Origin of the sequence: Fulvivirga imtechensis AK7, assembly GCF_000331535.1 — a bacterium.
GTDB classification, from domain to species: domain Bacteria; phylum Bacteroidota; class Bacteroidia; order Cytophagales; family Cyclobacteriaceae; genus Fulvivirga; species Fulvivirga imtechensis.
In genome coordinates, this window is sequence record NZ_AMZN01000082.1 from 24,629 (window position 1) to 35,755 (window position 11,127).

Below are 11,127 nucleotides of genomic sequence, written 5' to 3' on the forward strand. Positions count from 1 at the left end.
CTACCTTACAATGAACAAGATCACTCAAGCAAAACAGATCATAGAAGGATCTACCAACCTGGTAAAGAAGATAGCAGGCAAAGCAGACCCCTCCATCGAAGAGGTGGCAGATGATCGGTTCGCTATCTGCAAGCAATGCCCTTACCTAACCATAGCCAGCACATGTCAGCAATGCGGCTGCTACATGCCATCTAAAACCAGAGTACACTCAGCCTCTTGCCCGGTAAGCAAATGGTAGTAAAGAACAATATAGTTTGGCTAAGTACGCGCGAGCTGGTGGAGCAGGTGCCTGCTGAGTTTCAGGCAGCACTGGAGGAGACCATCAACAAAGGCAAGTACCGCAACCGTAACAACGGCCTGGAGTCATGGCATCATGAGAAGGTCAACGGTGAGGTATTGATCAACTACAACACCATCCCTGAGCCTACCCTGGCTAAGTATGATCTGCCTGATCCCGCTAAACTGATGAAGCGCAATATCGAGCAGCTTTTCACGACACCCGCCAAAGCATATGATTACTTCCTGGCTAACCCGGATGTATACGAAGTAGCCAGGGAGCTGAGCGAGACGGCAGGCTGGCTGCTATACATGGCGTCAGTGTCCAGGAGCCATGCGGCCGCTATGGGCTACAGCTCACTTGATCATCTCTATGAGGATGCTAAGGATCTGATGGCCGCAAAAGACTGGAGCAAATGGAAGTGCAACAGCATACAAGTATTTAAACGCAAATTAAAGCCCTTCAATAAACTATTTAAAAAGCCTTTAAACGGTAACTACTCCGATCAGGATCTATACACCGCCCTGGACTCACTCATCAGCAAGAAGTACGGAAACAACAACAGCCAGAAGCTAGGCGAAGAGCAGGAGGCGCTATTAGTACAGATCTACAGCGAGCCTAATGCTAAACCAAGCCTGGAGCAGACTTATCAAATGTACCTACGAACAGCTAATGAAATGGTACAGGCATACACTGCAAGTAATGGACAACATGGATGGAGTCATAAGGCTATTGTGTCATACAGCACGGTTAAACACTTCTTAATGAGTAAAGAAGTACAGCAGATAGTGTACGCTAATAGGCATGGAAAGCAAGCTTATCGTAGTAAATACGAAATGGTTACTCACAGAGAGATTGCCAGTTTTGCAAATGCAATGTGGGTGATGGATGGAACCCCGGTTCATCGCTACTACTACGACCCTGAAAGCAAAGGCAACTATGCCAGGCTAAACGTATTCGTAATAATAGACGCTCATAGCTGGTGTGTGCTCGGCTTTTTCGTCAGCTATAAGGAAACTTCAAAAGCCGTTAAGGGCGCTTTAAGATCAGCTTGTAACCTATCGGGTTACGTGCCCCATCAGATCCAGTTTGACAACTCATCAGCTATTAAGAGTTTCGATGCTCAGCAGTGCCTTGCGGCTCTTTCTCCAAGCCTCACTCCGGCCGCTGTGGGCAACTCACGTTCTAAGGTAATAGAGCCTTGGTTCAAGCACTTCAACGAGCAGGTACTAAAATTTAGAACCGGGTTCACCGGCAGCCCGGTTATGGGGTCAAAGATTGACAGCAAGCCCAACCCTGAATACATCGCACACCTGGTTAAAACAAAGCAGATCGTACCAATCAATAAGGCTATTAAGGAGATACACGAAGACTTCACCATCTGGAACTATCACGTCATGAAGAAGTATGGCAAGTCTCCACTAGACCGGTACAAAGCCAGCATTGAGTCATCTATCGACAAGCAAAGACCATACACACCTCAATTAGAGCTTGAAGCCTTCTTCGAGATGCCTGGAGACCTTAAAACGGTGAAGCTTGTGGAGCAGGGTAAGTCTGTAAACCGAAAGATATTCATCCCTCAGCCTTACGAATATACCACCAAGGGCATAATGCCTACCATTAACAATGAAAAGATGATATTTTCGGTTGATAGTCCTGAATTTAACAGCCGGTACCTGGGCGAAAAATTCAACATCAAGTATGATCCCGCTGCACCTGAGCGTGTCTACCTATACAAAGACAATGATCCGGTAAGACTGAATGGCGAGCATGTAGTAGCCAGCAAACCGGAAAGATTCCACCAGGCCCTTGTAGACCGCACTGAGGGCGAGGGAAGACGCCTACACGACCACCTAAAGACCAAGGATAAGCAGAAAGAACTGGCAGAAAACAGGTTCACCAGGTACGTGGATCTAACTATCCAGAATGGCACCTACACAAAGGCCGTTACGGAAAACGCTTTTGATAAAGAAGTGCTCAATGCCGCCAGGGCTCATATGCTTGAACAAATAGTCAACGGAGATGATTTCAGGCTGGATCAACCGCATGATTCAGAGCACCAAACAAAAGACCTGAGCAGGTTCCTTTACAGCAACACACCAAATGCGAAGCCAGGCAATAACAAAAACCTTAAACGATTTTGACATGGTAAAGATCAAAATACACCCATATGACTACGCAGCACTGGACGCACAGAAAGCCAGGCTGTACGCTCCAAAATCAGTAGACGACCTGATTATGGACCGAGAAGAATTTTTAACCAAACAATTTAAACGATGAACAACGGAAAAACTTACCTGGATGGATTGGCAGAGTTCAACCCGCCAGAAATTACAGAAGGCTATGAAATGCAGACACTTAAAAAGCAGCTTGAAGAGTGCGAGAGAGCCATCGAACTGGCCGGAAATGATATGCGGGTAATACGTGTATCGCTTGCAGCAATTGGCAGTGAAAACATTGAAGGTGAGTATTATGACTACTTCGTAGAGGAGAACGTCAACGTACTCAGGATGCTGAAGGCAGAGCAATTGGTGATCAAGGCACAAATAGCTGCCATCAACCGCAAGCAGGATGATAGCCACCACTGGTCATGTCCCCAGGCTACCATCTACAGACACAGGACAAGGCTTTGCGCTGCCATCACTATAGATGGTAATGATCACTTCACTGCTGATGTAGCATACAGCGAGGAGAAAGATATATACACTATAGGTATATCCAGGGCAACATTAGCCCCTAACACCCTACAGTCAACCATGCAAATGCTTGACCAAAAGGGAGGTGAGGTGACGAAGCTGCTTACCTCAAAATTTGAATTAAACAGTGCCCTATGAGAAAGCTGTCAAACCAAAACGCCTACAAGATCAAGGACATTGCAAAGCAGCTTCCGGAAATGGAGTGGATTCAACAATCATCACATAAATGCAAAACCCCCTGGTCGCGCAAACTCTCAGGGGGGCTTTAACTACAATTTAAACGAGTACTAAAATTATGCAATTACAAGACAAACAAAAAATCACAGAGGCCCTGATCAACTGGATAGCCTCATCAGAAAGCAGGTCTGCAAACATCCTGGCCGATCAGTCAGGCATAGCCGCGGCTTATATTTCTCGCATCCGAAATGGTGAGTACACCATGAAAACAGGTACCGGTACCAGCCCCATACCAGACAAGGTATTCAACACCCTTGCCGACTTCCTAGGCGTGCGATTTGAAACAGAGCTGCACTGGGACACTGCCAACTACCAGCTAGTGCAGGCAGTATGCAAAAGCGCCCAGGACAAAAAACAGCGCATACTCCTGGAGGCTGATACCGGCCTGGGCAAAACCTACGCCCTGGAGCGTTACGCCCTGGAGAATGACAGAGTGCTGTACATTAAGGTTACCCGCACCATGAACGCAAAGGACATGCTGGAGGAGATTTGCAAGAAGCTTGGCATTAAGGACCAGCTCAGAGGCAACCGCGCGCGTATGCTGGCTATACAGAAGAAGGTTACCAGCGTAACCGGCTACCTGCTCATCATTGATGAAGCGGAGTACCTTAAGAATACCCTCTATGATCTGGTAAAAGAGATTGCAGACTTCACCGATCGTAAGTGTGGCATGATACTCAGCGGTATGGAGCTTTCAGCCAAGATCAACACTATGGCCGATCGTAACCGTCCCGGTTTCCCACAGCTCAGGCGCAGGTTTTTCCCGAACAGGGTAGAGCTTAAGGCTATAGAAAAAGAGGAGATCAAAGAGATCTGCAAGGCCTCAGGCATTACAGACACCACAGCCATCAACGTGCTGGCGCAGTACATCTTTGATTACGACATGCTCAATCAGTACGTGCAGGTAATACTTGAGAACATTCGCAAGTGCGGTGAGCAGCTCAACGGTAAGGATATCATTTCACTGTTTAACCTTGATTACTAAGACCATGACACTTAAGAGACATACATTCTGGGACGTAAGAGAGATGTACACCAATGACGTGGACTATAAAGACCAGCTCAGGAAGTTTCTCAAGCTATGGAAAACAGAGCGGAAGAAGCTACAGACAGCCCTCCAGAAAGAGAAAAGCATAGACTTTCCCGGACGCATCAAGACCACAGAGCTCACTATGATGGAGGAAAGGGAAAAGCAACTTAAAAAGTACATCAGAGACGGCAAATCTAAGCTAGATGCGCTGAGCAGGCGAGTGAGGCAATTGAAAGCAATGGACATACTTGACCAGGTAGAGGATGAGGAAAAAGAGCTCATGTCCGCTGATCGCAGGGATGATCTGATAGGTGAAACCATCACCGAAATAGTAGCGCTGACCGAGGAGCTTGACAAGCAGAAGCATCGATACGGTAAAACCTATTTCACCAGACACGAAGTACAGGTAAACACCGACCAACTCCGGGAGCTTAACGAAAAGCTTAAGCACCTAAAAAAAGAAGATCTACAGTTTCACGAGAAAAGGCTGGAGGTCATCAAGCAGGACCTTGCAAGTAGCGGCCCGGGCGAGTGGGTAGATCTGGAAGGCCTGCGCGGTGAACTGGAGTGTAAGATCCAACGGATCAGAAAGGAGCTGGAGCAACTATGAGCAAGCCAATTGTAAAGATAAACGCCAAGGGTAAAGTGATGCTGACTTTAAGCCGAAGCATCGCCATGCTGATCAAGCCCACTATTGAGAGATTGATAGAAGACCTAATCTTTGAAATGCTCAAATTAAGCAAACCGTTGTCAGTAGCGAACGCTGAGTACTTCATTTTGATAGACCTTCTGAAAGAAATCTATGTAAAATACTATGCAGAGCTGGATACGGTGAAGGGTCAGTATAAAATGACCTGGTCACGCGCGCAAGCTATATGCTTCTGGGAGTGCAGTCAAAGATTTCCATCTCAATTCCATCCACTGATGAATAAACTATTACTAGAGTTGCACCAAAAACTGAGCTGATCATGAAAGTGCATAAAAACGATGATGTAAAAATCTCTCACAAAGACCGGAGCATAAACTGGTACAAGAGGACCAAGCTACTCCCTTCGTTCCGACTGATCTACCTGAGAATAGATAGCAGGTATAGTGTATCAGTAGAAATTGAATGGTTAGGGTTCGGAATGGGGTTTGAATTGGAATACAAAAGAAAGGAGGACACCAATGCAGATTAAAATCACTAAAGCAATGTGCATGAGGATCTTTTCCACTGCCTCCCTGGACGAACAAAGGGCACTGATCAGCATACTGGTAGAGATGAAAGACGCCACAGTGAAGCACCCCAATTGGCCTGATGATGTAGTGCACCGCGCAGCCATAGTAACAGAGAAAGCGGGGGAGCTGATCAGAGCAGCACTCAACCATCATTATGAAGGCGGTGAACTGGCAGAGATGAATAAGGAATCCATACAAACCGGGGCCACAGCGCTCAGGTTCATTGTCAACTCAAAGAAAGGAGGCAGCAATGGCTAAGAACTACGGCAAAAACGACATCATGAGCTGGAAGTTCAACGAGCTTGAGCTACCTCAGGAATGGGCGGAGCACTTAGGCACTGTCTGTGAAAACTTCCGAATGCTTATAGAAGGTCCAAGCGGCCACGGCAAAACCGAGTACGTCATGCGTCTGGCTAAGATGCTTTGCAAGCACTACGGTAAAGTAAATTTTAACTCCGTAGAGCAGGGTAAATCATCCACCTTTCAGATCGCCTACAAGCGCAACAAGATGTATGAGATCCGTGCCGGTAAGTTCATACTGGCAGAGAAGTCGCAGCGCACCTTTGAGCCTTACTTCAAGAAGGTGCAGAAGCCTAACAGTGGCCGCGTGCTGATCATAGATAGCCTGGACTACATGAAGCTCACATTTGATCAGTTTCAGCAGCTTCATGAGCGTTTCCCGAAGAAGTGCATAATAATAGTATGCTGGAATGATCCGATGGACGCAGCCGCTAAGAAAATCAAGTACTGCTGTGATATCAAAGTGCAGGTAAAAGACTTCCGTGCACAGATCCGCAGCAGGTTCGGAGGCAATAAGCCTTTTGTCATATGGGACCAGCGCAGCCGGTCCAATGGTCAACTACAAATGTCACTATCATGAACCAGGCCCAAAAAGTAAGACAGCTACACAAGTTAAATATGGCAAAGGTATCTATGCTTACCGGCATATCTCAGGATGAGCTAAGCACCATGAGGTTTGATGCCGCCTATACCTACCTGGAGCAGGTAATGGAAGTAGACGCATACGGTATGGAGCACCTGCCTAAAACGCCACAGTTTTGGGCATGGTGGTGTACCGAGTGGAACCGGATAGATCAGATATTCATGTACAAGATCCGCAAAGATCTGCACATTGGTATCTGTGTCATAGAAGATCCCCGTAACGGTCAGCTATGGGCCATGTATAGCAAGGCAGATCTGGCAAAGTATTACCGGATCTACCATGCCATCAGTCACGACAACATACATATTAACTCATCGGTGATGCATGCCAGCGCCCACACGATGATCAAAGAGCTGGCAAAGTCAAGAAGTTTAACATTTAAATCCTTTTAAAATGAGCACAGTAGAATTAGACAAATTAACAGACGATCAGCTGGAACAACTCCTCCAGGAGCGCCAAAAGAAAAAGCAACGCGAAGAGCTTGCCAGACGCAAGAAGTACGAGCAGGACCGTGAGGAACTGATTGACACCCTGATCATGGCTGCGCAGGGTCTACAGGTACAATTACAGCAGTTCAAAAAAGCAGCTTTTGAAAATATGGATCAGTTTTCTGAACGCATGAAAGAGTACGGTGAAGTCAACGCCAACAGCAAAGGTGGCTTTAGTATAGAGAATGCAGCTGGTACCCTTAAGATCCGCTACAGCAGCCAGACAAAGAAGGGCTTTGATGAGCGTGCAGACATGGCAGAGCAGAAGCTCAAGAGCTTTCTGGAGCGGTTTGTAAAGGTCCGCAATAAAGAGACCTACAAGCTTGTAACGCAGCTCCTGGAGCGCACCAACAGCGGTGAGTTTGATGATAAGCTCATTATGAAGTTGTGGAACATGGAAAACGACTTTGATGATGCCGACTGGAAGGATGCCATCAGGTTATTCAAGGAGTCCTACAATCCAAAGGCCACCACCAAGTACATGAACTTCTACAAGCGTGATGATCATGGTAACTGGAAGCTTATTAACCTCAATTTCGCAAGTGTAAATATTTAGGTTATGGATGTTTTCCCTTTGGAAGAAATAAAGAGAGTGGTCAATGAGCAACTGGAGGACGTGGAGTACAGAGAAAAGAGAGCCAGAAGCCCAAAAATGAAGCGTGCACTAAAGCACTCTGTTAAGTTTTGGAAATCTGTTAAACACCATTTAAATAATCCTAACAGGAACATAGATTATGTGAATCTGGATGGAGATCCTTTATTAATGTAACCAAATTTTAACTTTTTATATCATGAAAGAACAATTAACACTATCGGTAGACGAAACCGTTTACACCCTTGCCAAAGAGGGCAAGATTAACTCAATAATGATTGATGCAGACACAGAGCTATCTAAGAAAGCCCTGGAAGGTAACCACAAGGAGGTCACCATCAGGGAAAAGAAGGGCAGCATCAAACGCAGGGTAGTCCTGGTGAACCATGTAAACCAGGGCTACCTGGGCAAAGGCTATCCCAACTCATACCGTACGCGTAAGCGCATGTGTAGAATAATGATAGATATGGTTTTACCGGAAACAGAGACAGCAGATGAGCAGGAGAAAGCCACAGTTAAGTAAGTCTAATACCTCCGAAAGGAGGTATTTTGCTTCACAAAACAGCCGCATGCGCAAGAAGCTCCTTTACCTGGGCTATCAGATGGGTTATGAGCAGCCACGCAACGAAGCTCAAAAGGATCTGCCAGCGCATGAGGTGAATAAGCAGAATGTATCTGGCTGGTGCGAGTCAGAAAAGTGCAGCATACGCAAGCCACTGGAGGCCATGACGGGAAAGGAGCTTGTAATAGCTGTTAGCCAGTTTGAAAAGGTATACCAATCGTTTCTTAAGAAATATGCCGGAAAATAATCCCATTGCTGTACGTGATCGAGAGATCCGTGATGTTATCAACCATTTGAAAAAGCGTCATAATAAAGATTACATCAGTGATTTCATTTTTAGAAACTACTGGGTGATCAACTACTATAACATACTCAAGCGTGTAGATTCCAGACCAGTAGATCCTGAGCTGGCCAGCATAGCATACCGTAAAGTAATGAATGATGAGTATTTCAATCTATAAAGTCACCACCAGGAAGCAAAGCACCCTGAAAGGTGCAGCATACCTACTATTTAAAGGTGATGTTTTAAGTGCCGTTAACTGGGACTTTAACAGGCCTTTAACAGACCATGAAAAGAATGTTATCAGGTCCAAGTTTCCATTCTCCCAGGAGGACCTCAAGGGCTTTGGAGAGATCTTTGCCGTGAAGGAGATGGAAGCCAAGACGGCCCACGACAAACTAAAGCTATTCTGCATGTATTTCAAAGCCAGGAGAGGAAGCACATACACCGCCAAGAAGCAAGAGAAAGCCAACATCAAGGAAGTTGTAGTAACAGAAGGCCTCTTAAACACCTATTTCTCAAATGACTCATTTCCGCTCAGCTACGCCAAGAGCATTAACGACTACATACGCCACTACAACTACATTCGCGACATCAACCGCAATGGTATCCCCGAGAAAAGCAAATTCCCCAACGAGTATGATGCACGCTTTGAAAAGCAACTTTCACCGGAAGAGCTTTCACAATATTGGGCACATTTACGTAACTTAGGCTGGAGACAGAACAGTCGTAAGGTATGGGTGGCTCCCGGCAAACTAGATATTTAAGACTATGATAAGCAGGGATACTCGATTTAATTGAACATAGTGTTGATGAATTAATCAAACAGTTATGAAAGACCTTGAATTGCAAATTAAAGAAGCCATTAAGCGGACAGAGGAACGAATACAATCATCAGGTTTACCGCCATTTGAAACCCGTTCACGCATTGAAGAAATAGAGCTGCTAGGCGATACATACCAGGTGCAGATCTGCTTTGTACACAACCAGTCTGAAAACTTTTTAACGGAGGAAGTATGAAAGTAGTGAACTTAAAAAAAGCCACTAAAGAAGATTTCTGGATTTTTTCAGACAATTGGTATCAGCGAGCGCATAAATTACGAGAGATCTGGCAAAATAAGGAAGAGACTTTATACAGAAGATTAAAGGCATTTAAGCTTTGGGCTGAAATGTGCCGCAGAGTAATGTTACTAACCTCAACCGCCAGTATATTAATGGCTCCTATACCTAAGTCTCAAGGTGGAATATCCTTTCCAAGGTGGCGCTGCCGTTATAGGTGAAGGGGGGAGGAGAAAATATTTAATAGATCATTTTTAACCAATTTAAATAAGTTATGAAAGCAACATTTACATTACTATTTATTTTCCCATTCATTTTAAGTGCTCAGCCGAGCTTAAACACTGAGAGTGGTCTCTACACCTACCAGGAAGTCGTAGAAGCTCCAGGCAGCGCGCATGAGCTTTACAGTAAAGCCCGTGAGTGGTTTGTCAACAGCTACAGAGACGCTAACGCTGTCCTACAGCTGGAAGATCCTGATCAGTCAAAGCTGATAGGCAAAGGAGTTATCAACGTGGTCCACACTATGGAAGGCAGAGACGTGTTCCATACCGTCACTATAGAAGCCAAGGAAGGCCGTTACAGGTACACTATAGACCACTTTGTCATCGACTGGATAACTGACGGCAGACACACCACGTTTGAGGAGTACGAAGGCAAGCCAGGCAGCAAAAAGATGTTCACCAGAGTAGATGAGAAAGTGCAAAATCTTATCACCACCTTAAAGGCTCAAATGTCCACCACCACGAGCAGCGACTGGTAAGAGTTTCATGTCCAGTTTTACACGTCCAGTTTAAGCCTAAAGGACAAAACGAAAGGTACATTTTTTAAATGTGCCTTTTTTAATGCCTAAAATTGTATATATGTAGAGTATGGGCGGTAATTAAATGGTATTGCTTTAATGGATGTGTCCGGTTATATTTACCTGAATGCGTATAAAAATGTACTTTTCGTTTTGCACCCTATTAGCTGTATCACCGGGCTAAAATCCCCGCAAATTTTGAAGATTCCCGCAAATTCCCGCTAATTTTTATTAAACTATTAAAATGTACTGTTTGTTTTACCCCCTATAATATGAAAGTTTTGTTTTGTATGTTAAGTTTTATTTTTCTAATCGCATGTAATGGCAAAAAGAAAACAGAAGATGAAAAGTTCTTTGAAAAATATCCTGCATTGAAGAATGCTAGTAAGATAAAGAATGATACCGTTATTTATGATTCAGATGGAAATCTAATAAAGGTTCAAGTTAATCCAAAAACTGTGGATAATGTTGAAAAAGTAAATTCTGTAGGTGGGGAATTGTTTTATAAATATAAAACTTCAGAAGAAGGCGAAATTCTATCAGATAGCTTGGGAAACAAAATTTTGGAAAGCGTTTTCAAGCATGAATATAGAAATGAGTTTTTTGAAGTTCTAATGCGTGATGATTCTGTAAAAGTAGGTGAAGAGTTCATAGGTGTTATATATGGTTTTCAGGACGATATTAAAATAAATATCGATGGGCTAAGTCATGTAGTTACTTATAAAGATCTTCCCTTTACCTATAAAGTAAGGAATGATCAACCCCGGATTTATTCTTTTTCTGGTAAAATAAAAACCTTTGGCAAAGAGTATCCATTTGAATATAAATATGTAGTTGTAGAGGCAGATAGTTTGGATAGGATTCAAGAATAATTCTTTACACTCTTTTACGAGACCTTCTACCGGCAGTATGACCCAGCACTAGGCAGGTTCAATTCCGTAGATCC

Annotated in this window: 21 protein-coding genes; all 21 read left to right on the forward strand. The window is 44.5% G+C overall.

Going from position 1 to position 11,127, the window contains the following annotated elements; all coding sequences use genetic code 11:
• Window positions 1-10 precede the first annotated feature (10 nt).
• The 21 genes from C900_RS22075 (at window position 11) to C900_RS22170 (ending at window position 11,053) form a co-directional block, all read left to right on the forward strand.
• A complete protein-coding gene (locus C900_RS22075) occupies window positions 11-238 on the forward strand; it encodes a DUF6171 family protein (protein WP_009582470.1) in 228 nt (75 codons plus the stop codon).
• A complete protein-coding gene (locus tag C900_RS22080; protein WP_009582471.1) occupies window positions 232-2,421 on the forward strand; it encodes an integrase catalytic domain-containing protein in 2,190 nt (729 codons plus the stop codon). The genes C900_RS22075 and C900_RS22080 overlap by 7 nt, the downstream gene beginning before the upstream one ends.
• Before the next feature lies 1 nt (window position 2,422).
• Window positions 2,423-2,557, forward strand: a complete 135-nt coding sequence (locus C900_RS30900; protein ID WP_009582473.1) for a hypothetical protein — start codon at window positions 2,423-2,425, stop codon at window positions 2,555-2,557.
• On the forward strand, window positions 2,554-3,111 hold the full coding sequence (locus C900_RS22085; RefSeq protein ID WP_009582474.1) for a hypothetical protein: 558 nt from the start codon (window positions 2,554-2,556) through the stop codon (window positions 3,109-3,111). Before C900_RS30900 ends, C900_RS22085 begins: the two co-directional genes overlap by 4 nt.
• The gene (locus C900_RS30905) at window positions 3,108-3,242 is read left to right on the forward strand and encodes a hypothetical protein (protein ID WP_009582475.1); all 135 of its coding nucleotides are present in this window, start codon (window positions 3,108-3,110) and stop codon (window positions 3,240-3,242) included. Before C900_RS22085 ends, C900_RS30905 begins: the two co-directional genes overlap by 4 nt.
• Before the next feature lie 26 nt (window positions 3,243-3,268).
• Window positions 3,269-4,195, forward strand: a complete 927-nt coding sequence (locus C900_RS22090) for an AAA family ATPase (RefSeq protein WP_009582476.1) — start codon at window positions 3,269-3,271, stop codon at window positions 4,193-4,195.
• Between the two features lie 4 nt (window positions 4,196-4,199).
• Window positions 4,200-4,850, forward strand: coding sequence for a GumC domain-containing protein (locus tag C900_RS22095; RefSeq protein WP_040497304.1), 651 nt, complete (start codon window positions 4,200-4,202; stop codon window positions 4,848-4,850).
• Window positions 4,847-5,206, forward strand: a complete 360-nt coding sequence (locus C900_RS22100; protein ID WP_009582478.1) for a hypothetical protein — start codon at window positions 4,847-4,849, stop codon at window positions 5,204-5,206. The genes C900_RS22095 and C900_RS22100 overlap by 4 nt, the downstream gene beginning before the upstream one ends.
• A gap of 2 nt (window positions 5,207-5,208) precedes the next feature.
• Window positions 5,209-5,418, forward strand: coding sequence for a hypothetical protein (locus C900_RS22105; RefSeq protein WP_009582479.1), 210 nt, complete (start codon window positions 5,209-5,211; stop codon window positions 5,416-5,418).
• Between the two features lie 19 nt (window positions 5,419-5,437).
• On the forward strand, window positions 5,438-5,716 hold the full coding sequence (locus tag C900_RS22110) for a hypothetical protein (RefSeq protein ID WP_009582480.1): 279 nt from the start codon (window positions 5,438-5,440) through the stop codon (window positions 5,714-5,716).
• Window positions 5,709-6,338 (forward strand): ATP-binding protein, encoded by a 630-nt coding sequence (locus C900_RS22115; protein ID WP_040497305.1) that lies wholly within the window; start codon window positions 5,709-5,711, stop codon window positions 6,336-6,338. Before C900_RS22110 ends, C900_RS22115 begins: the two co-directional genes overlap by 8 nt.
• A 38-nt stretch (window positions 6,339-6,376) precedes the next feature.
• The gene (locus tag C900_RS22120) at window positions 6,377-6,793 is read left to right on the forward strand and encodes a hypothetical protein (protein ID WP_157494128.1); all 417 of its coding nucleotides are present in this window, start codon (window positions 6,377-6,379) and stop codon (window positions 6,791-6,793) included.
• Window position 6,794: 1 nt separating this feature from the next.
• On the forward strand, window positions 6,795-7,445 hold the full coding sequence (locus C900_RS22125; protein WP_009582483.1) for a DUF3164 family protein: 651 nt from the start codon (window positions 6,795-6,797) through the stop codon (window positions 7,443-7,445).
• Window positions 7,446-7,448: 3 nt separating this feature from the next.
• Window positions 7,449-7,658: a hypothetical protein gene (locus C900_RS22130; RefSeq protein ID WP_009582484.1), complete on the forward strand. Its 210-nt coding sequence runs from the start codon at window positions 7,449-7,451 to the stop codon at window positions 7,656-7,658.
• 22 nt (window positions 7,659-7,680) lie between these two features.
• Window positions 7,681-8,004 carry a hypothetical protein gene (locus tag C900_RS22135; protein ID WP_009582485.1) on the forward strand — a complete coding sequence of 108 codons (324 nt, stop codon included), beginning with the start codon at window positions 7,681-7,683 and terminating at the stop codon, window positions 8,002-8,004.
• Entirely contained in the window at window positions 7,976-8,290 is a 315-nt protein-coding gene (locus C900_RS22140; protein ID WP_185113990.1) for a hypothetical protein, read from the forward strand. Before C900_RS22135 ends, C900_RS22140 begins: the two co-directional genes overlap by 29 nt.
• A complete protein-coding gene (locus tag C900_RS22145; protein WP_009582487.1) occupies window positions 8,277-8,504 on the forward strand; it encodes a hypothetical protein in 228 nt (75 codons plus the stop codon). Before C900_RS22140 ends, C900_RS22145 begins: the two co-directional genes overlap by 14 nt.
• Window positions 8,482-9,090 (forward strand): hypothetical protein, encoded by a 609-nt coding sequence (locus C900_RS22150; RefSeq protein ID WP_157494129.1) that lies wholly within the window; start codon window positions 8,482-8,484, stop codon window positions 9,088-9,090. The genes C900_RS22145 and C900_RS22150 overlap by 23 nt, the downstream gene beginning before the upstream one ends.
• Before the next feature lie 64 nt (window positions 9,091-9,154).
• Window positions 9,155-9,343, forward strand: coding sequence for a hypothetical protein (locus tag C900_RS22155; RefSeq protein WP_009582489.1), 189 nt, complete (start codon window positions 9,155-9,157; stop codon window positions 9,341-9,343).
• 313 nt (window positions 9,344-9,656) lie between these two features.
• Window positions 9,657-10,142 carry a DUF4468 domain-containing protein gene (locus C900_RS22165; RefSeq protein WP_009582490.1) on the forward strand — a complete coding sequence of 162 codons (486 nt, stop codon included), beginning with the start codon at window positions 9,657-9,659 and terminating at the stop codon, window positions 10,140-10,142.
• A gap of 311 nt (window positions 10,143-10,453) precedes the next feature.
• A complete protein-coding gene (locus C900_RS22170) occupies window positions 10,454-11,053 on the forward strand; it encodes a hypothetical protein (RefSeq protein ID WP_040497307.1) in 600 nt (199 codons plus the stop codon).
• Window positions 11,054-11,127 lie beyond the last annotated feature (74 nt).